Source organism: Methanobrevibacter wolinii SH (assembly GCF_000621965.1).
Taxonomy (GTDB): domain Archaea; phylum Methanobacteriota; class Methanobacteria; order Methanobacteriales; family Methanobacteriaceae; genus Methanarmilla; species Methanarmilla wolinii.
In genome coordinates this window covers 61,162-86,113 of the sequence record NZ_KK211379.1, presented here as the reverse complement: position 1 = coordinate 86,113, position 24,952 = coordinate 61,162, and the positions used below count along the sequence as shown (strand labels likewise).

General features: G+C 22.1%; 19 protein-coding genes and 1 pseudogene. 13 read left to right on the top strand and 7 right to left on the bottom strand.

Annotation, left to right across the window (positions count from 1 at the left end; genetic code table 11):
• The first annotated feature begins 55 nt into the window (after nucleotides 1-55).
• The 3 genes from T523_RS08340 (at nucleotide 56) to T523_RS08330 (ending at nucleotide 6,638) form a co-directional block, all read left to right on the top strand.
• Nucleotides 56-2,830, top strand: coding sequence for an AAA family ATPase (locus T523_RS08340; RefSeq protein WP_042708513.1), 2,775 nt, complete (start codon nucleotides 56-58; stop codon nucleotides 2,828-2,830).
• Between the two features lie 121 nt (nucleotides 2,831-2,951).
• Entirely contained in the window at nucleotides 2,952-3,866 is a 915-nt protein-coding gene (locus tag T523_RS08335; RefSeq protein ID WP_042708512.1) for a DUF5655 domain-containing protein, read from the top strand.
• A gap of 27 nt (nucleotides 3,867-3,893) precedes the next feature.
• Complete coding sequence (locus T523_RS08330) at nucleotides 3,894-6,638, top strand: type I restriction endonuclease subunit R (RefSeq protein WP_042708511.1); 2,745 nt, start codon at nucleotides 3,894-3,896, stop codon at nucleotides 6,636-6,638.
• Between the two features lie 120 nt (nucleotides 6,639-6,758).
• Here the strand turns inward: T523_RS08330 and T523_RS09410 are convergent, their stop codons facing one another.
• Complete coding sequence (locus T523_RS09410) at nucleotides 6,759-6,956, bottom strand: restriction endonuclease subunit S (RefSeq protein WP_394296277.1); 198 nt, start codon at nucleotides 6,954-6,956, stop codon at nucleotides 6,759-6,761.
• A gap of 35 nt (nucleotides 6,957-6,991) precedes the next feature.
• Nucleotides 6,992-7,936, bottom strand: a complete 945-nt coding sequence (locus T523_RS08325) for a restriction endonuclease subunit S domain-containing protein (RefSeq protein ID WP_052334708.1) — start codon at nucleotides 7,934-7,936, stop codon at nucleotides 6,992-6,994.
• 856 nt (nucleotides 7,937-8,792) lie between these two features.
• Between T523_RS08325 and T523_RS08320 the strand changes: the two genes are divergently transcribed.
• The 3 genes from T523_RS08320 (at nucleotide 8,793) to T523_RS08800 (ending at nucleotide 12,196) form a co-directional block, all read left to right on the top strand.
• Entirely contained in the window at nucleotides 8,793-9,341 is a 549-nt protein-coding gene (locus tag T523_RS08320) for a restriction endonuclease subunit S (protein ID WP_042708510.1), read from the top strand.
• A 177-nt stretch (nucleotides 9,342-9,518) separates the two neighbouring features.
• A complete protein-coding gene (locus T523_RS08315; RefSeq protein ID WP_042708509.1) occupies nucleotides 9,519-11,054 on the top strand; it encodes a type I restriction-modification system subunit M in 1,536 nt (511 codons plus the stop codon).
• Between the two features lie 20 nt (nucleotides 11,055-11,074).
• Nucleotides 11,075-12,196, top strand: coding sequence for a restriction endonuclease subunit S (locus T523_RS08800; protein WP_052334707.1), 1,122 nt, complete (start codon nucleotides 11,075-11,077; stop codon nucleotides 12,194-12,196).
• Here the strand turns inward: T523_RS08800 and T523_RS08300 are convergent.
• Nucleotides 12,162-13,238, bottom strand: coding sequence for an integrase (locus T523_RS08300; RefSeq protein WP_052334706.1), 1,077 nt, complete (start codon nucleotides 13,236-13,238; stop codon nucleotides 12,162-12,164). The two genes, T523_RS08800 and T523_RS08300, sit on opposite strands and share 35 nt — an antisense overlap.
• Before the next feature lie 150 nt (nucleotides 13,239-13,388).
• On the opposite strand from T523_RS08300, the gene T523_RS08295 reads away from it, so the two are divergent.
• Complete coding sequence (locus tag T523_RS08295) at nucleotides 13,389-13,955, top strand: restriction endonuclease subunit S (protein WP_052334705.1); 567 nt, start codon at nucleotides 13,389-13,391, stop codon at nucleotides 13,953-13,955.
• Here T523_RS08295 and T523_RS09315 read toward each other — a convergent pair.
• Nucleotides 13,952-14,956 carry a restriction endonuclease subunit S gene (locus T523_RS09315; RefSeq protein ID WP_084486474.1) on the bottom strand — a complete coding sequence of 335 codons (1,005 nt, stop codon included), beginning with the start codon at nucleotides 14,954-14,956 and terminating at the stop codon, nucleotides 13,952-13,954. The genes T523_RS08295 and T523_RS09315 overlap by 4 nt on opposite strands.
• Nucleotides 14,957-14,965: 9 nt before the next feature.
• Nucleotides 14,966-15,022: pseudogene (locus tag T523_RS09405) on the bottom strand (hypothetical protein); the annotation flags it as partial.
• 837 nt (nucleotides 15,023-15,859) lie between these two features.
• Between T523_RS09405 and T523_RS08285 the strand changes: the two are divergent.
• Nucleotides 15,860-16,642 (top strand): SseB family protein, encoded by a 783-nt coding sequence (locus T523_RS08285; RefSeq protein ID WP_042708508.1) that lies wholly within the window; start codon nucleotides 15,860-15,862, stop codon nucleotides 16,640-16,642.
• A 238-nt stretch (nucleotides 16,643-16,880) separates the two neighbouring features.
• Here the strand turns inward: T523_RS08285 and T523_RS08280 are convergent, their stop codons facing one another.
• Entirely contained in the window at nucleotides 16,881-17,300 is a 420-nt protein-coding gene (locus T523_RS08280; RefSeq protein WP_042708507.1) for a hypothetical protein, read from the bottom strand.
• Nucleotides 17,301-17,671: 371 nt separating this feature from the next.
• On the opposite strand from T523_RS08280, the gene T523_RS08275 reads away from it, so the two are divergent.
• The 5 genes from T523_RS08275 (at nucleotide 17,672) to T523_RS08255 (ending at nucleotide 23,313) form a co-directional block, all read left to right on the top strand.
• Nucleotides 17,672-18,958 (top strand): Mur ligase family protein, encoded by a 1,287-nt coding sequence (locus T523_RS08275; RefSeq protein WP_042708506.1) that lies wholly within the window; start codon nucleotides 17,672-17,674, stop codon nucleotides 18,956-18,958.
• Nucleotides 18,959-19,399: 441 nt separating this feature from the next.
• The gene (locus T523_RS08270) at nucleotides 19,400-20,980 is read left to right on the top strand and encodes a Mur ligase family protein (protein WP_042708504.1); all 1,581 of its coding nucleotides are present in this window, start codon (nucleotides 19,400-19,402) and stop codon (nucleotides 20,978-20,980) included.
• Nucleotides 20,981-21,118: 138 nt separating this feature from the next.
• Entirely contained in the window at nucleotides 21,119-21,805 is a 687-nt protein-coding gene (locus tag T523_RS08265) for a nucleotidyltransferase family protein (protein ID WP_042708503.1), read from the top strand.
• A gap of 397 nt (nucleotides 21,806-22,202) precedes the next feature.
• The gene (locus T523_RS08260) at nucleotides 22,203-22,631 is read left to right on the top strand and encodes a hypothetical protein (RefSeq protein ID WP_042708502.1); all 429 of its coding nucleotides are present in this window, start codon (nucleotides 22,203-22,205) and stop codon (nucleotides 22,629-22,631) included.
• 55 nt (nucleotides 22,632-22,686) lie between these two features.
• Nucleotides 22,687-23,313 (top strand): hypothetical protein, encoded by a 627-nt coding sequence (locus T523_RS08255; protein WP_042708501.1) that lies wholly within the window; start codon nucleotides 22,687-22,689, stop codon nucleotides 23,311-23,313.
• Between the two features lie 260 nt (nucleotides 23,314-23,573).
• Here T523_RS08255 and T523_RS08250 read toward each other — a convergent pair whose 3' ends face one another.
• On the bottom strand, nucleotides 23,574-24,779 hold the full coding sequence (locus T523_RS08250) for a PD-(D/E)XK nuclease family protein (RefSeq protein ID WP_042708499.1): 1,206 nt from the start codon (nucleotides 24,777-24,779) through the stop codon (nucleotides 23,574-23,576).
• Nucleotides 24,780-24,952: the final 173 nt, after the last annotated feature.

The following is a 24,952-nucleotide window of genomic DNA, read 5'->3' as shown; positions in this document are numbered from 1 at the left end:
TATCTCTAGAAATTAATAGTTCATTTGATTATTTTCTTGTGGAAGGTGAATATTTATGATTTTTGATAGTTTACATCTTAAAAATTTTAAATCACATAAAGATACTAAAATTGATTTTAATCCAGGTATATCTCTTATTGTTGGTGAAAATGGTGCAGGTAAATCTACAATACTTGAAGCAATAAGTTTTGCATTGTTTAAACAACATAATAGTAAAACTATTAAAGATTTAATGAGAAATTCTAAAGGTAATGCAACATCTACTATGAGTGTTTCACTTGAATTTACATCTAATGGTAATCATTATAAAGTAGAAAGATCACATACAAAATCCTCATCTAAAGCAGTATTATATCAGAAATTCTATAATAAAGCTGATGGAGATTATCAATATCAAATAATGTGTGAAAATGATAAGAATGTAAATTCTGAGATTAAATCTATTTTACAGATTGATTCTGATTTATTCTTAAATGCAATTTACATAAGACAAGGAGAAATTGCAGAATTAGTAAGTAAATCACCTGCTGAAAAGAAAAAACTCATTGCTAAACTTTTAGGTATTGACTCTCTTGAAAAAGCATGGGAAAATATTAAACCACTTATTAATGATTATGAGAATAAAGAAGCGGAACTTAAAGGAAGACTTGTTAATAAAGATAATGTTGATGTACAAATTAAAGATAATCAATTAGCATATACAAATCTTAAAAATGAGAAATTAGCAATTGATGGTAAAATTAAACAAGTTAAAATAAATAAAGATGAACTTAGTAAACAAAAACAATCTTTAGATGTAAATAGATTAGAATACACTAATCTTAAAAATAGAATAGATAATGAACAAGATGAAGTTAAACGTCTTAAACATGAAAAATCAGAACTTCAATTTAAACTTGATGAGATTAATACATCAGAAAAAGAGATGAATAGATTAGAAAAATATGTAAGAAAACTTCCAGTCTATTTACACTTTGAGGAATGTTCAAAGAAAATCCTTGAATTAAACAAAGAAAAAGAAACTTTTGAAAAAGATTTAAAAACAGTTAAAAATCATCAAGAAATTCTTAATAGATATAAACCAAGTTATGATGAACATAATAAACTTGGTGATGTTTTAGAGAAATTATTTGAAGATAAAGCTAAAGCAGATAGTCAATTTGAATTATTAAATAAAATTATATTAGATAATAAAAATTTAAAAAATGAGATTGATGAAGACTCTGAAAAATTAGATAGTTTTAATAAAGAATTAGTTGAAACTATTGAGAAGGAGACTAATTATACAGATATTGATAATAAATCTCCAGATGAAGTTGCAGATATATTAAATAAAATAATTATTGATTCAGAAGAAACAATATCTAATATTGATAATGATATTAAAGATAAAACAAATGAAATTGCAACATCTAAAGAAACAATTAAGTCATGTAAAAAACCATTAGATGATTTGAAAAATATTGGTAATAAATGTCCTATCTGTCAATCTGATATATCTAATCAGAAAAAATTAGATCTTGAAAGAGGTTATAAAGAAAAAATAGTCTCTTCAAGAAATAAAATAGATAAAGATGAGAAAGACATTGCAATATTAAAAGATAAAAGAGATATTGTTAAATCTAAAAAAGATACATTTAATAATTTATCAAAAGATTTAGCTGCTAATAAATATTTAATTGATAGATTAGTTAAAAATAATAAGAAATATGAAGAAAATCGCAATGAAATAGAAGATAAAAAACATACTAAAGATAATCTTCTTAAAATTAATTCAGAAATTGAAGAAACACGCTCAAAACGTAAACAATCAAAAGAAGGTTATGATAAATATGTTGGTGCTAAAAAGACAATCAATGATTATTCTAGTGAAATAGATATTAAAAACAGAATCAATCAAAACCGTGATGAATTTGATCATACTGTACGTTTAATACAAATTGATATTAATAAAGATACTCATCTTTCTGCAGAAATTAGTGAACAAGAATTAAAAGATAGAATTGAAGATTTAAAACGTAAAGAAACTAAATTTAATCAACTTAAAGGTTTTGTTAAAGTAAAAAGTTCCTATGAATCTCAAATATCTTCTAAAAAAGAATCTCTTAAATTTAAAGAATCTAATCTTGAGAAATTACTTAAAGATATTAAAACTGTAAGTTATGATGAAGAAAAATACAATACTGTAGTATCAAACTTAACTATTGTTGAAGATAAATTAACAAATTTAAATAAAGATTCATCTAAATATGAAGGTCAAATTAAGATTATTAAATCAAATCTTGATAATTTAATTAAAGAACAAAAAGAATACACCTCACTTTTAAAAGACTATGAGGATATTCAAACCTTTATTAAATATCTTGTAGAAATAAGATCATTATTCTCAAAAGATGGTATTCAAGAAGATTTAAGAAAACTTTCAAGACCAACTATTCAAAAATATACTAAAGAATTCTTTGAAGAATTTAACTTTGACTACTCTGATCTTATCTTAGATGATGATTTCAATGTAAGTTTATATGGACCTGAAGGTGAATCAAGTTTAGATATGGTAAGTGGTGGAGAAAGAATTGCTATTGCTCTTGCATTAAGGTTAGGTATTACTAAATCAATGAGTAATGGAATTATGGAAACAATTCTTTTAGATGAACCTACTATACACTTAGATAGTTACCGTAGACATGAACTTATTGATTTACTTAGGAAAATGTCAAGTTTACCACAAATGATTATTGTAACTCATGATGAAGAACTTGAAAGTGCTGCAGATACAATTATTAAAATTAAAAAAGGGCTTGGTGTTTCTAGAGTAGCTGAGGAGGATTAGTTCTATTGTATATTAAAAATTAATTTTTAGTTATATTTATATTAACTAAAAACTTATTTTATTTTTTATTATAATACATTATTATTTTATCTACTTTTTTTATTGTTTTAAGGGGAGTTATATGGCAATTTATAATATTGAAGGTAATAAATTAAAATTTATTAGAAAAGTTAATTTTAATTCTGAAAAAGATATTCAGGATCTTGTTGAAAATAATTTAGAAGAATTATTTAATTTAAAATTTATTGCTTCAGAATTTCAAGTTAAAAATTTTAGATTAGATACTATTGCATTTAATGAAGAAACTAATTCTTTTGTTATTATTGAATATAAAAATACTAATTCATTTAGTGTTATTGATCAAGGATATACATATTTGTCTGTATTATTAAATAATAAAGCAGATTTTATTTTAGAATTTAATCAAAAATTTAATGAAAATAAAAATAAAAAGGATATAGATTTTAGTCAGTCAAAAGTCATGTTTATTTCTCCTAATTATAATAAATATCAATTAAATTCTGTTAAATTTAAAGATTTAGCTTTTGAATTATGGAAAATAACTAAATTCAGTAATAATACAGTTTTATTTGACAGAATAAATATTGAATCTAATACTTCAATAAAAAATTTATCTTTAAATAATACTTCTAAATTAAAAGAAGATGTTAATAATGAAATAAAAACTTATTATGAAGAAGACTTTTTTTATAATAAACCTGATGAAATAAAAGAATTATATGATGATATTAAAGATAGAATACAAAATAAATTTGAAGATATTGATATAGTTCCTCGTAAACATTATATTTGTTTTAAATTTAATAATCATAATCTAATCACTTTAGAACCACAATCAAATGATATTAAAGTTTATATGGGTAAAAAAGGAAATTTAATTGATAATTTAAAATTAACTCGTGATGTTTCAAATATTGGACATCATGGATCTGGAGATTATGAATTCAGAGTAAGAAATGATGATGATATTGAATATCTTCTAAAATTATCTAAACAAGTATACAATGATATATAAATTTATATTTTTAATAAGGGGTATTATATGGTAAGTGAAAGTGAAGCAACATTAGAAAAGAATCTAATTGCACAATTAGAAGAAAATGGATATGAATATGTTGATGTTAAAAATGAAGATGATTTAAGAGAAAACTTTAAAACACAACTTGAAAAATTAAATAATTGTACCTTTACTGATATAGAATTTGATCGTATTTTAATATACTTAGATAGTGGAAGTATATTTGATAAGGCTAAAAAATTAAGAGATACATACTATGTTGATAGAGAGGATGATTCTTTTTACATTAAGTTTTTAAATAAGAAAGAATGGTGTAAGAATATTTTTCAAGTAGCTAATCAAATAACTGTTTATGGTCTTCATAAAAATAGATATGATGTAACTATTCTTATTAATGGATTACCTCTTGTTCAAATTGAACTTAAAAGAAGGGGAGGTAATATTAAAGAAGCTTTCAATCAAATTGTTAAATATAAATCCCATTCATATAGTGGACTTTTTAACTATATTCAATTATTTGTAATAAGTAATGGTATTGACAGTAAATATTTTGCTAATGGTTCTAAAAATGATCTTAAATATGAATTTACCTTCTTTTGGAAAGATGAGAAAAATAAAAATTATCATGGATTAAATGATTTTACAGATACATTTTTAGAAAAATGTAATATTGCAAAAATCATCTCAAAATATATGATTTTAAATGAATCATCTAAAACATTAATGGTTTTAAGAGCTTATCAAATATATGCTGTAGAAGCAGTAATACATCAAGCATTAGATGTTAAACAAAATGGTTATATTTGGCATACAACTGGTAGTGGAAAGACTATTACTTCATATAAGGTAAGTCAACTTTTAGCAGAAGATGAATCTATATATAAAGTTCTTTTTATTGTAGATAGACGTGATTTAGATATTCAAACAAATAAAGAATTTAATAGTTTTTGTAATGGTTGTGTAAATGAAACAAAACATACTGGAGCTTTAATTAAACATTTAACTACAACAGGTAATGGTAAACTTGTTACAACAACAATACAAAAATTATCAAAAGCAGTTAAAACAAAAGGAGATATGAAAAAACTTCAAGATATTCGTGATAAAAATATTATTTTAATTTATGATGAATGTCATAGAAGTCAATTTGGTGAAATGCATCAATCTATTATTGATTTCTTTAATAATGCATTATCTTTTGGTTTTACTGGAACACCAATTTTTGAAGAAAATTCTAATGGTTTTAAAACTACTAAAAGTATTTTTGGTAAAAGACTTCATGAATATTCAATTAAAGATGCTATTGCAGATAATAATGTTTTAGGTTTTTCAATTGATTACTTTGGTGGAGCTAAAATGCTTACTGAAGATGATTTAGAAGTTGAAGGCATTGACAAAAAAGAATACTTTGAATCTGATAAACGTCTTAATCAAATTGTTGATTATATAATTAAAAGTTATGATAATAAAACTAAAAATCGTGAATTTAATGCAATGTTTACAGTTGCACGTGGTGGAGTAATCCATAAATATTATGATTTATTTAAAAAGAAAAAAGATGAAGGAAAACATGATTTAAAGGTTGCTACTATTTTTACATATGTTGCAAATGAAGATTTATCTGATAATAAACAATTATCAAGAGATAAACTTGATAAATATATAAAGGATTATAATGAGATGTTTGGTACTAATTTTAGTACTGATAACTTTAAAGCTTACTATGTAGATGTTTCTAAAAGAATGAAAAGTAGAGAAATTGATTTACTTTTAGTTGTTGATATGTTTTTAACTGGATTTGATAGTAAACTTTTAAATACATTGTATGTAGATAAAAATCTTCAATATCATGGTTTATTACAAGCATTCTCTAGAACAAATAGGATATATAATATGCGTAAATCTCATGGTAATATTGTTTGTTTTAGAAATCTTAAAGAAAACACTGATAAAGCAATTAGATTATTTTCTGATTCTAATGCATCTGAGGATATTATTTTACCGCCATATGATTTCTTTGTAGAAAAATTTAATAAAGAAGCTAATAAGTTTTATTCACTTGTTAAATCAGTAAATGATGCAGTTAATTTAGAAAGTGAGAAAGATAAAGAACAATTTGTATTAATTTTCAGAGAACTTTCAAGAATATTAAATAAGATGAATACCTTCTCAGAATTTTCATTTGATGATATTAAAATGACTGAACAAGATTTCTCAGATTATAAAAGTGTTTACTTTGATATTCATGATCAACTTAAAACTCCTGATAAAGATAAAGATAAAGTATCTGTTCTTGATGATATTGACTTTGAACTTGAATTACTTAGAAATGATAAAATCAATGTAGATTATATTCTTAATATTCTTAAAACAATGAATCCTAAAGATTCAAGTTTTGAACATGATAAAAAACGTATATTAAATATTATGCAAGAAACTGAACATTTAAGAAGTAAAATCAGTTTAATTGAGAAATTTATTGATGAGGAATTAGGAAATATTAATGATAAAGATTTATCTTTTAATGAAGTATTTGATGGATTCATGTCAAAAGAAAGAGAAAATGCTATTGCAAATATTATCTCTAAAGAAGATTTAAATGAAAAACTTGCTCGTCAAGTTTTTGATTATTATGAATATTCTGGTAAACTTGATGAAGATGAACTTAAAAAATCATTTAATCATAAACTTAAATTTAAAGAAAGAAGAAATAAAGTTAAAGAAGTTAAAAATAAAATAGAAAAATTCCATGAGAAATTTGATTATTAATTAAATTTCTATATTTATTTTTTAAGATTTTTAAATTCTCATAACTTTTAAAATATTTTTTTTTAAATTTAATTTTCAAGTATTAAATTTTAGAAGAAACATGAAAAATGTAATTTTATATTAAATAAACATTTTCTGCAATAACCCTTTTTTGAACTTTTTCATTATTTTAATTTCTTTTTTTAAATTTTCTTCTCTTTGATAACATAAATTCATAGATTCTGTTATTTTACATTGTGTTTTAAAGGACGGAACTTCAATTTTTAATTTTTTAAATTTAGAAAATCCTAATGCATATCTTGTTCCCCCTTCTTTAATCTTTAATATTTGCCTTTTAATTGAATTACTATAATTTAAAAATTCATATATATATATTTATCATTTATATTTTTAGTAGTGAAAACTGGATAAGCAGGACTTATAATCCCTTTTTCAACAATATTTTGTATATTAAATTTAAATTTACCTGTATCACTCATAGATCGATATGTAAAATAATTTTTTGGAACAATTTTATAATTACTAACATCAGAACTATTAACATTTTTATTAAAATAATCTTCCTGTAAGTAAATTCCAGATAATGTAGAAGATAAAATAGGTAAATTATTATTAAAATTAACTTTTTCTTTATATTCTACAACATATTCTTTAATATCATGTTCTACCCAGTTATCATTAAAAAAACAATGTTTATTTAAAAATTTATTTCTAAGTTCTTTAGAAAATTTTATTTGATTTCTATATTTTTTTTCTAATAAGTCAATTTTTTCATCAACTATTTCTAAAAATTTTGAAATTTTAATTTGTTCATCTTTAGATTTAGGAATATAATGTTTTGTATTAAAAAAATCGGAAATTGCTATATTCAATAAACCATGATTTCTAGCACCTTCAACTGCAATTTTATAAATTTCTTTATACCATTTATCAGTTTCAAAATATTGTTCTAAAAAATTTGAATCTATATTTTTAGGTTTAAAACAAATATATAATGTTGATACGGCACCTTTATCATATTTATTCAATCTTTTTATAGTACCATATGGATATCCTGTTGAATAACTTTTATTATAAGCAAAATCTCCTTTTTTTAATAAATAATAATTAGCTAAACTTTTACTAGCAACGATTTTATTGAAATATTCTCTTTGATCAATTAAACCATATTGAGCAGATATAGTCAAAGGTAAATCAGTTTCAAGAGATTTATTTTTATCTTTTATTCTAATAGTTATATCTTTTAAAGATACTTTTCTCCATTCATCTTTGAACTTCCTGAATCGTAATTTCGGCACTAACTTTTGTTGATTAAAATATTCAAATTATTTTTAAAATTATATTAAATTGAATAGTTCTTTTAAATTTGTTTTAATATTAAATATTTTTTAGATTAACGTAACTTTTTTAATAATTTATTTTTTTAAAATTGTGTTTTATATAAAACATGCTTAATGTGGGTTCAAATACATTAATTTTATTATTTTATAAAAATAGGATTTCAATAAATATTTTTTTAAATATTTTTTAATTTTATTTTTTCAATATTTTCTGTATAATTAATTAATTTTTATTTTTTGTTAAAATTATTTATTCATGATTTTAACTATTTTAAATTATTATTTTTTTATTTAATTATTTATTATTAATTTAATTATAATAATAATAATAATCTATTTTTATTTTACATTTCTTATTTTATTATTTAAATATTGTTTATTTTATTTTTCATATTTTAGAAAAATTTATTGTAATTAGTAATTAATGACTAAAATTTTCGTTAAGTTTATATATGATGAAATCAAACAATTACTTGTAATTAGTTACTTAGTACAAGTCATTAAGTAATTATTACAAAATATGGTTTAATATACTTGAGGTGAATATTGATTTATTAACTTGAATATTATGTATAAAATTTTAATTTTTATACTATATTCAAGTAATTCATACCCTCCTTTATTTTTTGATGGGTTCGACTCCCATTTGGAGGTAATTTCATATTCAATATATAATAAGAGACGGTTTTCTATTATATATTATCACCTCTTTTAAAAAATAGAATAAGTGAAGTTTTTTACTTCACACTTTCTATTTTAAATAAAGTAGAAAAAAAGTTAGTTAAACTATAATAAAATTTTAATGGAGGCTATTATGACTAAAAAAAGATTAATAGATATAGCAGAAGTATATTCTGGAGTTCATTTATCAAGATTTATCGATTCAAAATCTGATTTAAAACCTGTTATCCGGAATAAATTTAAAGATGACGGCATATTTGAATTTGAATATAAAAATATTTCAAATAATTTAAATCCGAAATATTATTCAAAAAAAGATGATATTGTAATATCATTATCTGAACCAAATACTGTTACTAGGTTAAATAAAGAAGGATATGTAATTACAATGAATTTTGCAGTAATTAGATTAAAAGAAGGATATAATACATCATTCTTTTACCATTTACTAAAAAGTAATTATTTTCTTTCTGAATTACACAAATTACGTGAAGGAGGAGCTTTAAAAATAATTAAAGTTGCAGACTTAAGAAAAATTAAATTCAATATTCCAAACTTAGAAACTCAAAATAAATATGGAATGTTCTTAGATCTAATTGATAATAAAATAAAATTAGAAAAAAAACTTATCCAATATCAAAATAATTACAAAGAAGCAATAATTGAAAATATTTATAAATAAATCCTATTTATTAAATTCTTAATAAAATCAATTTGGTATTTATAAATAAATTTGTATTAAAATTATTAAAAAATGTTTAAATTAAATATTAAATAAGAAATGTTTTGTATTAAAAAATTATTAAATATATTATATTTGTAGAAAAATTATTAAACCTTTTAAGGGGAGTGAATTATTATGGCTAGTAAAGAATTAGAAAGTAAATTATGGGCAATTGCAGATGAATTAAGAGGAAATATGGATGCTAATGAATTCAAAAATTATATATTAGGATTTATATTTTACAGATACCTATCTGAAAAATTAGAAATTCATATGAATAAAGAATTAGAAGAAGATGGTATTAGCTTTAAAGAAGCATGGAAACTTGATGATTATAAAGACGATTTAAAAGATGAAGGTATAGATTCATTAGGATACTTTATTGAACCTCAACATTTATTTAGTTGTATTATTAAAAAAGCTAAAGTTGGAGATTTCATATTAGATGACCTTAATAAAGCATTAAATTATATTAGTAATTCTTGTATTGGTACTGAAAGTCAAGATGATTTCAGTAATCTTTTTGAAGATGTGGATCTTCATTCATCTAAACTTGGAAGAACTAATGATGATAAAAATAAATTAATTTCAAAAATATTACTTCATTTAAATGATATTGATTTTGAACTTGAAAATAATGAATCAGATATCCTTGGTGATGCATATGAATATTTAATAAGTCAATTTGCATCAAGTGCAGGTAAAAAAGCAGGAGAATTTTATACTCCACAAGAAGTATCAAAAGTACTTGCTAAAATTGTAACATTAGGTAAAAAACGTATTAAATCAGTATATGATCCAACATGTGGTTCAGGATCTTTACTTTTACGTGTATCTAAAGAAGCTGATGTAGCAAACTTCTATGGACAAGAATTAAATCAAACAACATATAACCTTGCACGTATGAATATGATTCTTCATGGTGTTAAATATCAAGACTTTGATATAAAACAAGGAGATTCTTTAGAACATCCAATGCATAAAAATATGAAATTCGAAGCAATCGTTGCTAATCCACCATTTAGTGCAAAATGGAGTGCAGATAAAACATTCCTTGATGATGAACGTTTCAGTGCATACGGAAAATTAGCACCTAAATCTAAAGCAGACTATGCATTTGTACAACATATGATATATCATTTAGATGAAAATGGTACAATGGGTATTGTACTTCCACATGGAGTATTATTTAGAGGAGCTGCAGAAAGTAAAATACGTAGATATTTAATTGAAGAAAAAAATTATTTAGATGCAGTAATAGGATTACCTGCTAATATATTCTATGGTACTAGTATACCAACATGTATATTAATATTTAAAAAATGTAGAACAGAAGATGAAGATATTCTCTTTATTGATGCTTCACAAGATTTTGAAAAAGCTAAAAATCAAAATAAATTAAGAAAAGAAGACATTGATAAAATAGTAAATACATATGCTAAACGTGAAGAAATTGATAAATATTCACATAAAGCAACAATGGAAGAAATTGAAGAAAACGATTACAATCTTAATATACCAAGATATGTAGATACTTTTGAAGAAGAAGAACCAATAGATCTTGATGAAGTTTGTAAAGAACTTAAAGAAATTTCAATTAAAGAAGCTGAAGTAGATAAAGAAATTAATAAAATATGTGAAGAACTTGGAATTCAATCACCAATATTTTAAAAATTTAAGGGGGTTAAAATATGAGTGATAATGATAATGTTTCTACTAAGAAACAAGATATAAATGATGACAATCAACATGTCCCAGAGTTAAGATTTCCTGGTTTCACTGATGAATGGAATGAAAATAGATTAGACAATATATTTAAAATTAAAGCTGCAGGAGATTTAAATAAAAATAAATTTTCAAAATCAAAAGATAAAAACCATAAATATCCCGTATTTGCAAATGCTTTAGAAAATAAGGGATTGTTAGGATATTATACAGAATTCAAATATCCTTCAGGATCAATTACTATTACTGCAAGGGGTAATATTGGAATACCTATTAAAAGAAATATAGAATTTAATGCCGTTGGAAGGTTATTAATATTAATTCCTAAAGAGAACTTAAATATTTCATTTTTTACATCTTGTTTGAATAATATCCATTTTTATATTGAAAGTACAGGTGTTCCTCAATTAACTGCACCTAGCTTAAAAATTTATAAAATTAAGTATCCTTCAATTAAAGAACAGAAAAAAATAGGTGATTTTATATCTTTAATTGACAGAAAAATTGACTTATTAGAAAAGAAAAAAGTTGTATTTAAAAAATTTAAACATTATAATGAATTTAAATTATTTAACTCAATAAAATCTGAACCATTTAAAAAAGTTTCTGAAATTTTTAATACAATTTCACAAAAAAAATTTGAAATTAAAAAGAATGAAATATTAAACAAAGGTAAATATATAGTTATTGATCAAGGAGCAAATAAAATTGCAGGTTATTCAAATCAAAAAGATAAAATTTTTGAAAATGTACCAATAATTTGTTTTGGAGATCATACAACAAATATTAAATATATTACTAAAAAATTTATTATAGGTGGAGATGGTTTAAAAATATTGAAACCTAAAGGGAAATATAACCTTAAATTTTTATATTATTCATTAAAATTTAATAATGTGCATCAAGAAGGTTATAAAAGGCATTATTCAATTCTTAAAGAAGTTGATATAAATATACCTTCATTAAAAAAACAAAAGGAAATTAGTGAAATTTTAACAATATTTGATAAAAAAATTGAATTAATAAATGATGAATTAAACATTATGAAACAATTTAAGAAAGGTCTTCTTCAGAAAATGTTTGTTTAGGTGATATATTATAATATTTATCACCTAAAAATATATTTATTGTAATATGAAATTCTTCATTAATTATTTCTTCTTTTTCTTCTTTTTCAGTATAAATCATAACATTCTTCATTGCACCCATATAAATCTTTTTTAATCTTTGAGGATTTGTTTTTATATAAGTTTCATGTACTATATTTTTACTTCGTCCTTGTAATGAATCAATATATTCTGCAGTTAATCCTATATTTGATGCATGAAATTTTCTTAATGTATGTGATCTAAAAAATCTATATTTTCCTTTAAATCCCCAATTCATATTATCATTAATTTCTTGAAATCTGGATAATAATAGTGAACTTGTGAAATCAAATAGTTTATCTTCTAATTTAAGGTTTTCACGTGTTTTTAAATATTTAACTATAGCATGACTTGCTTCAGGTGAACAAAAAGTATAATAATATTTATCTGTTTTAATTCTTTTTAGATAAAAAGTTGGTACTACATTATTTCTTTTTTCAAGTACATTTAATATATTATTAAGTGATCCACCATTATGATATTCAGCTGTTCCATCAATAAATTGTCTTACTGTTAGTGATAATGTTTCTGCTTTTGCTGTTCCTGAAGATGACATAAATAATATTACTGCTTTTAAATCAATTGGTACTATTTCAAGTGCTTGATATATATGTTCTTTAGTAGGTAAGTCTAAATAATTTGTTTCATAAACTTTATCATATTTTGCATCAGGTAAATGTGGTATTTCAATTTCAAAGTGTATATAAAATGTTTTTAATTTTGAAAAATATGTTTTTGCAGTATTAGGTGACATAGTACTATTTAGTAAATAATTACGATAATCAAGAAGTCTTTTTTTAATTTTTCTTTCTTTAAGTGGAATCCTTTTTTCTTCATCTTTTAAAGCTTCTTTAAGTAAATAATTAATAGTTTTATTATGAAAAGATGTATATTTCTTCAATGCAGATTCATATCCTTTCATAGTACTATCTTTAATATTTCTTTCTTTACAAAATTTAATAAAAAGTTCGTTTGTATACATAAACTTTCTTTAAATGAAATAAAAATAAATATTTTATTAAAAGTATTATTTTAAAATCTTATTTTAAGTTTATTAATTAAATTAATTAATATGGTATCTTAACACCAAAAATATGAAAAACAGTTAAGAGAGAATATTTTTAATTTTAAAATGAATAATATAAATTTTAAAAGATATTCATTAGGAGATATTGCAGAAATTAAAAAAGGTTTTACACCATCAACTAAAAATCCAAAATACTGGAATTATGGTAAATATCATTGGTTAAGTATTGCAGATATGGATAAAAAATATATTACCAATTCTAAAAAGAAAATTTCTGAAGAAGCAATAAAAAATAAAGAAATTATAAAAAAAGATACATTAATAATGAGTTTTAAACTAACTATTGGAAAATTAGCAATATTAAAAGAGGATATGTATACTAATGAAGCAATTGCTAATTTTACATGGAAAAATGATAAAATCTCAACAGAATATATGTATTTTTATTTAAAAACATTAAATATCAAAAAATATGGATCACAAGCAGCAAAAGGAATTACATTAAATAATGATACATTAAATGCAATACCGATTATGCTTCCTGAATTTAATATACAACTTAATATAGTTAATATATTATTAACATTTAATAAGAAAATTGAATTAATTAATGAAAAATTAAATAATTTAAAATATTTTAAGAAATTTTTACTTCAAAAAATGTTTATTTAAACAAACATTTTTTGTAATAATCCTTTTTTAAAATTATATAAATATTCTTTTTCTTTAATTAAAATATTTTGTCTTTCAATTAATTTATTAAACATTTTAACTTGATTATTTTGTTTTTCAATTGGAGGCAATGGAATTTTAATATTTAAAAATTCTTCAGGTGATATTCTTTTGGATCCAGTACCTGTTGAGTATTTTTCTAAACGAGAATAATAATTTTTTCTAGAAATAAAGTAATAAAACCAATATGGATTTAATTTATTATTAATAAAATCAAATGATGGAATATCACTAGAAGATATATATCCATCTAATTCTTTTGGAATAATTCCAAAAGCACCTTTATAAAGATTTTGTTTACCATAAATAAATTGTCCTTTTTTTCTAATATATTGTGTTGTAACACCTTCTTTTTCTGTTGTTTTTGTTTCTCTAGGTACTATTCCTTTTAAATTTAATTTAACAGTTAATCTTTTATTAATATTATCATTACATTTAATTTTAGAAATTTTCATAAAATTATTTAATTTAAATTTAGGATAATTTAAATTTGAAAATATACTTTCTTTTAAACCTTCAATGAATTTTTGGTGTAAACATAATGTTTTTTCTAATAAGTCAATTTTTTCATCAATTAAAGAAAGAAATTTTGAAATTTTAATTTGTTCATTATGTGATGGTAAAAATACAGGAATTGAATTTAATGTATCATTATTTAAAGTTATTCCTTTTGCTGCTTGTGAACCATATTTTTTAATATTTAATGTACTTAAATAATAATACATAAATTCAGTACATATTTTATCATTTTTCCATTGAAAATTTGCTATTGCTTCATTTGTGTACATATCTTTTTTCAATATACCTAATTTACCAATTGTTAATTTAAAACTCATTAATAAAGTATTTTTTGGAATAATCTCTCTATTTTTTAAAGCTTTTTTAGTAATTTTCTTCTTAGTGGTAAATATGTACTTTTCACCCATATCACTAATACTCAACCAATTAAATTCACCATTTTGCCAAAATTCTTTATTTTTAGTTGAAGGGGTAAATCCTTTCTTAATATTTGAAATTTTTCCTAAATTAAATTTATTCCAATCATCATCAAATTCTTTAAATCTTAGAGTTGGTGCATGTTGATAAATTTTTATAAATTGACAATATCATTTATATTTTGAATATTGACATATAGTTAAATAAATTATTATTTAAGTGTTAAAAAGCATTATTAGAATTTTAAATACTTTTAAATAAGTCATTTCTTTTAATAAAACCAATCTTTTTTTATTGAATATTTGGGTCTTTTTAATACTTTGTTAATATTTTTTTAATGTTATATTTTGTTTTTAATTTAAAATTACCATCATTTTACTTTAAACTTTTTAAAATAACTTATTAATTGATTTTTATTCTTTTTATTTTATTTTAATTAGCTTTTTATAAATTTAATAATTTATGTTAATTTTTTAATATTATTATTTTTTTTAAAATTAGTGTAATTAATGATTAATTACTAAAAAATTCAATAAATTTATATATTAAAATAATTATATAATCATTTGTAATTAGTTATTAATTACAAAATTAATATTTTTAATATATAAAATTTGTGGGTGAATATGTATTTTATATTTTAAAATTTTATTTATACAATTTTTAAGTATTTTTTCTATTTAAAATAAATTGAAGATTAATTTTATAAAAATTTTGAATTTCTATTATTAACAGTTTTAACTTTGATTTGGAATTTATATTAATGTAATAATATTTTGCTAAAATAAATTTATTCTTAATTTTTATATGATTTTTTATTTTTAATTTAGAACTTATAGATAAATACTTATTTATCTACTTTTATAAATGAACATAATTAATAAACTTTTAATTACATGGTGAATATTATGGAAAAAATTGAAAATAAACGTTTAAAGGAATTATTAGAAATTGATCCTCAAAACTTAAGTCCTAGAGAAAGAGATGAATTTTTTGATGAATTAATGAAATCTTCTTTATTCCTACCAGTTAAAATCACATCAAATGGTTTTAATGATGATGTGAAAGTTGGTGAATCTACAACAACAAAAGAACCATTAGGTTTTAAACCATTAACTTTTACTGATGAAGTAGGGGAACATTTATTTGTATTTACTGATAATGAAGAAATTGAAATTGAAAATGTTAAAACTGATATGGTAATAATGGCAGCTTCTGATATTGCAAGAAATTTTCAGTATGCTAATTATTATGATATTGTTATAAATCCATTTTCTAAAAAGTATTTAAGTTTAAAATTTGAATCATTTCTTAATTTATTTTTTAATGACTTATTTGGTGAATCAGATCTTAAAGATTTTTTTATAGATGCAAAACCTTTAGAAGAAAATATTGCTGTATTTTTACGTGAAGATGAACCTTTAATGAAAGAAAAAGCTATTAATGGTATTTATTCAATGGATTTACCTTTTAAAGCAAGTTCAAATCGTAATTTTAATAAGGAATCTAAATATTTAAATATATTATTACTTGAAAAAGGTGTAAGAATGGTATATGTAGGCGGTATTGTAGATCCTGAAACTAACTATGATATATTATTAGCACCACAAACTGAATTTAAATTTATAAGAAATGAAGATGAAAATACATTTTTATGGATATGTGTCAATCAGAAGTTTTATGATGATTAATTGTAAAATAGTGGTTCTATAAAATAATTAGATTATAAAGTTAATATTAAATTTTATATTATATTTTTTTAAATTTTATTTTATAATTTTTTGTTATTTTAAAATTAGTTTGTTTTTTTAGAATGTTTTTCTAATCTTTGTTTTAAAATTAGTTGTTTTAAAGATATATTATTAAATTTATAAAATAATTAATTAATATTAAAATTTAATTTTTAATATTATTAATCTTAGAATGTGTTTATTCTATTCCACATGCACTTTCGTAGTCACCGTTAATTGCACCTTTAATTGCTTCTACAATACAGTTGGAATTCCATCCAACAAGTGTTGTTGCAACAGCTTCAAGGTTTTCAGGAACTTCTTCCATACCATATGGTCTTACAAGTACTATTGGAATATCAAAGTGTTTTGCAGCAGTTACTATATCATCGATTTCTTCTTTATTACTAGTGTATGTTCCAGAAAGTATTATGATTGCATCTATTTTATTAAAGAAACTTTCAGGTAAATGGGAATATGATGCTGCTACAGATTCTTTCCATAGAAAATCTCCTTTTTTATATAGTTTATCAATAAATGTATTATAATCTTCTTCATGGTTTTTTCCACGTGTAATTAATAGATTATATATTTTATTGTCTTGTTCTTCTTCAAACATTATTTTTTCACCTCAGTTTTGAAGATTTTTTAATATTTATATTGCTATAATTTTATTAGTTTACAATATATATTTTTTATCTTTAATATTAAAAAATTAATATATAAAAATTTATAAAGAATTTCTTATAAAATTAATAACAGTAGGTCTTATTTACTTAATTTATAAAAGATAATTATTTGCTTGATTTATAAGGTATAAACTTTTAATATTTACTTTAAAGTTATTAAATAAAGAGTTATTTTATAAAAAACTTATATTAATTAAACAAGAATACTATATAATCTTTAAAGTTATTAAATAAAGAGTTATAAAAAACTTATATAAATTAAATAAGATTTTTTAGAATATAAAAAGAAGGGATTAAAAACATGAGAGCAGCTGTTATTGGACTTGGTGTTGAAGGTAAAAAAGCTTCAAAATCATTACTTGACCATGGATGGTCTGTTTATGCATCAGATTTACAGACAGATATTAATTTAAAAGATTTAAACATGCCTATTACAGATATTAATGTTACACCAAATAACACTGAACAAGTATCTATTGTTGCAGATAATATTACTATTGATTTAGGTGCTAATGATATAAATAAGATTAAATCAAGTGATGCAATTGTTTTAAGTCCAAGTATGTGGAATAGTAAATTTGCTAATGAATTTAAATTATCTGGTAAATTGCTTCAAGATGTTTTAAATAAACATAGAAAAATATTTACAATAGGTGTTACTGGAACTAATGGAAAAACAACCTCTGTATATATGATTAAAGCTATACTGGAATCTTATGGTAAAAAGGTTTTAGTTGGTGGAAATGCTGGTGGAGGTTTCAATGGATACTATGATATTGTACTTGAGGCAGAAGAAAATGATTATGATGTAATTCTTATTGAAGTATGTGATATGACTTTAAGTTTCTGTGATTATTGTTTTAACTTTGATATGATTGCTTTAACTAATATGGGTAATGATCATATGGATGTTCATGGAAGTATGGAGAATTATAAGGATTCATTAGTTAAAATATTTAAAAATAAGAAAGTTATAGTTTCAGAAAATCAAGAATATATTGATGAATTTAACAAGTCTGCAAATAAATTAATTCAATTTAAGCCTTCTACTTATGATTTAAAACTTGTAGGTAAATTTAATAAACTTAATGCAGGTCTTGCTACTGCTGTTACAGAACAATTAGGTGTTCCTAAAGAAATTATTAAAGATACTTTAGAAAACTTTGAAGCAGTAGAGGGTAGACTTAAAATTATTAAATTATATGATTCAGATATTTATATTGGTAAAACTGATAATTCTGATGCTGTTAAAACCATTTTTGATGAAGTTTATTTCCCAGTTGCATTTTTAGGAACTCCAAGACCTAATGAAGAACATAGATTAGATATCATTGATGAGGTAGTTGCTCATAATCCTGAAGTTATCATTGTATTTCCAGGTTTAGCTAATACTATTGGTATGGCTTTAAATAGATTAAGTAAACTTCATTATACTGGAAAAGTTGATGTTGCACATAATCTTGATGAATTAATTGGTTTTGTTGCAGAATATGCTCATGATAAACCAATATTTATTGGTGGTAATGGTCAGGCAGTAATTATTAGTATTCAAGAAAGATTAGAAGAATTATGTAAGGTTTGTAATTAAGCTTTAATAATTAACTATTAATGTTAATTTAAATATTTTTTATCATATTTAAATTAAATCGGTAAATATTAAATACTTATTAGTTTAAAATGTTTATTTAATAAATTTAAAATTATAAATTAAAATTGTAATTTAATATTAAGTGTAGAAATTTAAATTAAATTCTATATAATATGGTTTTATTTATTTTGATTTGGTGTTGTGATATTATAAATTAAAATTGTAATTTAATATTAAGTGTAGAAATTTAAATTAAATTCTATATAATATGATTTTAACTTAAAATTTGTAGAAATCTTAAATAAGATTTAAGTATTTTTTTAATAAATTTTTTATATTTTAATTTATATTCATTATTTTGAGTATTTATCTTAAATTATTAAATAGGATTTTATACTATTTTAATAAGATATTTTTTTTAAATAATAAGGTTGTAATTTAATGGACAAAGAAGAATTTATAAACAGTCTCTCTGAGGGAGTAGTTGTTTTAGGTGGTTGTGGAACTGTTGGTAGTTTAATTGCACGTATATTAGCTTGTCATAATATAGATGTTACTATTATTGATTCAGCTCCAGATAGTTATTTAACTCCAATATTTAAGAAAGAAGGAATACACTTAAAATTAGGTGAAGAATTAGATAATGATTCATTTAAAGGTAAATCTGCAATATTTGTAGCTCCTAGTTTACTTAAAAATGATTATTTTACAACAAAACTTCATAATTTTAATCGGAAAAATTTACCTGTATATTCAATTGATGAAATACTTGAATTTTTCTTACCTAATAAACCAGTTATAGGTGTTACAGGAACTAATGGTAAAACTACCACTACTCATACTATTAAACATATATTTAAAATTAATAATTATAAAGTTCCTGAACATGGTTTACGTATTCAAGGAAATAGTGAATTTATTCCTGCATTACAATCACGTTTAGAAGGAGACTTAGCAGTACTTGAAATTGGTACTTTTGGTAGAAAAGGTGAAATTAAACGTTCAGCTACAAATTCTCATGTAAATATGGGAGTAATTACTAATATAACACGTGATCATTTAAATAATGGTACTTTTGAAGATTATATTAATTGTAAAAAAGAAATGGTTGAAGTAGCAGATACTTTAATTTTAGATGGTGATGATCCATTACTTGCTTCAATTGGAAGTAAACATCCTGATAAAGAAATACATTATTTTGGTATAAAAGATAAAAATAATGACTTATTTAAATCTAAATATAATAATAGACATTGTCCATCATGTGGTAAACTATTAAATTATAATGTAAGTTATTTAAGAAATCTTGGAGAATATGAATGTGAATGTGGATTTAAAAATCCTAAATTAGATGTTTATGCAACTAATATTCGTATTATAAAAGAAGGAAACACTACTAAAACTAAATATACTATACATTTTAATGATGAAACAAGAGATATTACTCTTAAAAATAGTGGAATACACAATGTTTATAACTCCCTTGGTTCAGCATGTGCTGCATGGGTACAAGGTTTAGATATTAATAGTATTGTAAAAGGTCTTGAATCATTTAATGGTGTACCTGGTAGATTAGAGTATATTCATAGTAATCCTACAATGATTATGGATTATGCTCATAATCCTGCAGGTGTTGAAACCACTTTAAATACTGTTTTAAAACTTAAAACAGAACATAATAGAATTATTGTACTTAATACAATATCTTCTGAAAGTGGTAGAGAAGGAGATATTGATATTGCAAAATTATTATCTAATGCAGATATTGTTATTCCTGTTTCAACATCTTCAACTAAAGTAGTTGATTTTATTAATACTAATGTTGTTCCAATAAGATCTAATATTAAATTTAATAAAACTGGAACTACAGGTTCTTCACCAGAACAAGTTAGGGAAGGAATTCGTCTTGCTCTTAAAATTGCTGAAGATAATGATATTATATTATCTATTGGTGAAGCTGGAGTAAAATATTCTAAACCTGCATTAAATAAAATATTATTTGAAAATGTTAAAAAACAATAAATTTTTATTTTTACTTTTTTTTAGATATTTTATTTTAATATTTTATATATTTTATTTTTAGGTGGAGACACTTTGAAATTGGGGATTGTAGGATAGAATAGTTAATATTTTTATATATTTTATTTTTAGGTGATTAAGATGGTTGGTGCTGTAATTACTGCTGCAGGATTAAATTCTAGAATGAGAAATGATTTAGAAAACTTAGATTTACCTATTAAAAATAAATTAACTTTACCTCTTATTAATAATAAAACAGTTCTTGAATGTACTATTGATAATGTATTAAATTCAGGTATTAATAATATTATTTTAGTACTTGGTCATTATATTGATGAAATTATTGATTCTCTTAGTGATTATTATTTATCTAAAGTAGAAATAGTTGAAAATAAACCACATTATGTAGGCCTATCAAAATCATTATATAATGGTTTAAAAAGTATTGATGAGAAGTATGTATTATGTGTATCTGGAGATCAACCAACCATTTCAGATATTACATATAAAAATATTTTAAAAACATTATATAATAGTCCAAATATTGATAATACTATTTCATTTCTTAGACGTCGTGAATATGGAAAATTAGATACTGCATTAGGTTTAGGTATGCCATTTGCATTAAATAAGAATATTATATTACCATATATTTCTGATGTTGATGATAATTTAAATCCAATTCTTCGTGAAATTTTTGCTTCTGGTGTTGATTTTTATGGTGTTAAAGAGGAATTTGATTTAGAACTTGTAAATATAAATCATTATAATGATTTTAAATTAGTTTCTGAAAAAATAGACTTGAATAATTATAAATTTAGATTTTAATGGTTTGTATATTATTTTTAATGCTCTTCTAGAATATTTTTTATTATTTAGTTTAATCTTATTTTTTACTATTTTTATTTTGTTTTTTAGTTTATTTTTTGCATTGTTTTTTAGTTTTATTTTTTTTTATTTTGTTTTTCATTTCAATTTTTTTGCATTGTATTTTAGTTTTATTATGGTGTTATTTTTTAGTTTTATTTTTATAGTGTTAATATTTCTTCTTCTTTTCTTTTTTAATATTCTATTTATTAGTATTTTTTCTTTTAATGTATATTCTATAGAATATTTAAGACAATTATATAATAATGTATAATTTTATAAAGATTATATAGTTAAATATTTAATATAAGATAAATATAGAAATATTATATTATTTTATATTTAATCAGGTGATGTTATGAGAGGTAAAGATAAAGTTAAAAAAACTGCAGAATTAGGAAAAACTTTATCTAAATATGGAGTTGCTAAGGCAAAATCAGTAAGAGATCCTGAAATGAAAGAATTACGTAAAGACCTTACTAAAAAATGGGTTCATGTTGCTGAACAAAAATCTAGTGATGCTATGGATAAAGCAATTGAATTAGCTAATGTAAAATTAGAAAATGCTCAAACTGGCAATGATAAACTTTCTCTTAAAAGAGAAGATTTGAAAATAGAAATGAAAGATGCTATTGATAAGGCAGATTCTATTCTAGAAGAAAATCAAAATCTTGAAGTTGAAATAGATGATGAATATAAATTAATGAAAAAACAACTTCAAGAACTAGAAGCACTTAAAGAAAAACAAGCAAAAGAACTTGAAGATTTACGAAATAATAGTAATTAATTTAAATCATTTGATTATTATAAAAATTTAAGATTATTTAAAAGAAGTGATTATTATGGTATTTTATAAAGTTGCTAAAAAAGGAATTAAACTTTCAAAAATTGCTGCTGAATATGGTGTTGAAAGAGCAAAACAAAAAAATGATAATGAAATTAAAGAATTAGGTTTAGAATTAGGTAAAAAATATGTAATTATTGCTGATGAAAAAGCAAATAAAATGATGGATAAAGCTATTGATACTGCTAATGAAAAATTAGAAGAAGTAAAAAATGGTGAAGATTCAATTTCTAAAAAACAAGAACAAACTAAAGAATACTTAAGAAAAGCTATTGATAAATCTGATGCTAAAATCAATGGTGATGTTGAAGTAGAAGATTCTTTATTAAAACAACAAAGAACTGAAAAAGAAGCTTTAAAAGCTAAACATGAAGAAGAACTTAAAGAACTTGAGAAAAAACAAAGAGAAGAACAAAAAGAAGCTATTAAAGCTAAAAAAGAAGAGTTAAAACTTAAAAAAGAAGAAGCTAAAACTCGTATTTCTGATAAAAAAGAAACTGTAAAAGCTGAATCTAAAGATTTAAAAAATCAAGCAAAAGCTGCTAAATATGATGTTAAATCTGATATTAAAGAATTAAAACAAGAAAGAAAAGCTTCTAAAGAAGCTAAAGATAATGAAGAATAGATTTTAATATTTTTTTAATTTTTTATTATTTAAAACAGTATAAAATAGACTTTAAAGATTTATTTTCTATTTTTTATTATCTTTAAAACGGTATAAAATAAAGTTTAAAGGTTTATTTTCTATTTTTTATTTTTATTATTTTAAGTTCTATATAGAATTTAAAGGTTTATTTTCTATTTTTATTATTTTAAATTCTCTATAAAATATGCTTTAAATATTTTTAATTTATTATTTTAAAAGATATAAAAAATAAAATAGATTTAAGGTACACTTATATCTTTTATTTTTCCTTTATTCTTTTGGCAGATTGCTTTAAAATCACATGCATCACATGTTCTTTTATCAGCTTCTCCAGTCCATGCTTCACTAATTTTTGAACCTTCTTTTTCTTTAATCATTGATGATTCAATATTATTCACTACACTATCAAATTCTTTTAATGCAACTTCTTCTTTTTCCTCTTCAATTGGTATAATTCTAATTGATCTATCTATCTTAAATTTATTACTTAATGTAGGATAATATTTAGGGTTTCCATCCCATCTCATAATTGCTTCTTTATCTTCTTCTGAGATTTTAACATCTGTTTTATTATTAACAATATCTTCTTGTATTGCTTTCAAATCTTCAACAGATGGAACAAGTTCATTTAAATAGAATATAATTCCAGCAGGTATTGGTTTTGCATCTTTTTGATGTTTTCTAAGCCAAGAATATGTAAGAATTTGCCATTCATGATGTCTGTAGTTATCATTATCTATTGATGGTCTTTTCATTCCTTTATAATCAATGATGATTTCATATTCATCATCAACTTTGTTTTTTAATATTTTATTAAATTTTTTATTTTTTTTAAGATACTGTATTATCTTGTTTTGATATGAGTCAAGTGTTTTTTGATTTGTGTTTTCAATTTTAAATGAACTTAATACATCAATAATACCATTTACACTGTAGTGATTTGATCTACTATGGTTTTTATTATAATTTGGCATATCACGTATTCCTTTAATTAATAGTTCAGCTGAATCTATTAAAGGAAATAGGTCTGGACCCCATACATTTATTGATGCTTCTGCCCTTGCACTTGCAATTCTATGATATGGATTGTCTTCAGTTCTGTATTTACCAATTTCTTCTTCTGGAATATGTTTTGGGTTATATTGTTTTAATGGTGGATATAGTCCACTTGCTCTTAATCTTTGATCTATCATTTCTTCTATTGGTCTTATTTCAGTTTCCCAGTCCCATGGGAATTTTAGTTTTTCTGCTTCCCATTTTAAATATGCTTCTTCCATTACACCATGTATGAATTCCCCAAACCATAATTGTATTGGCATTGATGGTGGTAGAGAACCTTTATTTTGGTATCTGTATTGGAGGTTACATGTTAAAAATGATAATAAATCTCCAGTTAAACTATATTCTGGTATAAAATATGGTTTTGATCTTGCTTGAAGTTTCATATTTTCACTTTTCTTCTTTTTTAATATTTTAATTTAATTAATTATTTTAGAGTTTAATCATTTCATCAATGGATTATATCTTTAAATAATTAAATCACATATTTTATTAAATCATATCCTTTAATATTAAGCAATTTTTCATTAGTTTCTATGATTTAAATCATATCTTTAAT

Coding starts and splice junctions, on each gene's coding strand:
- T523_RS08340 (WP_042708513.1), top strand. CDS start 56: ATGATTTTTGATAGTTTACATCTTAAAAATTTTAAATCACATAAAGAT.
- T523_RS08335 (WP_042708512.1), top strand. CDS start 2,952: ATGGCAATTTATAATATTGAAGGTAATAAATTAAAATTTATTAGAAAA.
- T523_RS08330 (WP_042708511.1), top strand. CDS start 3,894: ATGGTAAGTGAAAGTGAAGCAACATTAGAAAAGAATCTAATTGCACAA.
- T523_RS08320 (WP_042708510.1), top strand. CDS start 8,793: ATGACTAAAAAAAGATTAATAGATATAGCAGAAGTATATTCTGGAGTT.
- T523_RS08315 (WP_042708509.1), top strand. CDS start 9,519: ATGGCTAGTAAAGAATTAGAAAGTAAATTATGGGCAATTGCAGATGAA.
- T523_RS08800 (WP_052334707.1), top strand. CDS start 11,075: ATGAGTGATAATGATAATGTTTCTACTAAGAAACAAGATATAAATGAT.
- T523_RS08300 (WP_052334706.1), bottom strand. CDS start 13,238: ATGTATACAAACGAACTTTTTATTAAATTTTGTAAAGAAAGAAATATT.
- T523_RS08295 (WP_052334705.1), top strand. CDS start 13,389: ATGAATAATATAAATTTTAAAAGATATTCATTAGGAGATATTGCAGAA.
- T523_RS08285 (WP_042708508.1), top strand. CDS start 15,860: ATGGAAAAAATTGAAAATAAACGTTTAAAGGAATTATTAGAAATTGAT.
- T523_RS08280 (WP_042708507.1), bottom strand. CDS start 17,300: ATGTTTGAAGAAGAACAAGACAATAAAATATATAATCTATTAATTACA.
- T523_RS08275 (WP_042708506.1), top strand. CDS start 17,672: ATGAGAGCAGCTGTTATTGGACTTGGTGTTGAAGGTAAAAAAGCTTCA.
- T523_RS08270 (WP_042708504.1), top strand. CDS start 19,400: ATGGACAAAGAAGAATTTATAAACAGTCTCTCTGAGGGAGTAGTTGTT.
- T523_RS08265 (WP_042708503.1), top strand. CDS start 21,119: ATGGTTGGTGCTGTAATTACTGCTGCAGGATTAAATTCTAGAATGAGA.
- T523_RS08260 (WP_042708502.1), top strand. CDS start 22,203: ATGAGAGGTAAAGATAAAGTTAAAAAAACTGCAGAATTAGGAAAAACT.
- T523_RS08255 (WP_042708501.1), top strand. CDS start 22,687: ATGGTATTTTATAAAGTTGCTAAAAAAGGAATTAAACTTTCAAAAATT.
- T523_RS08250 (WP_042708499.1), bottom strand. CDS start 24,779: ATGAAACTTCAAGCAAGATCAAAACCATATTTTATACCAGAATATAGT.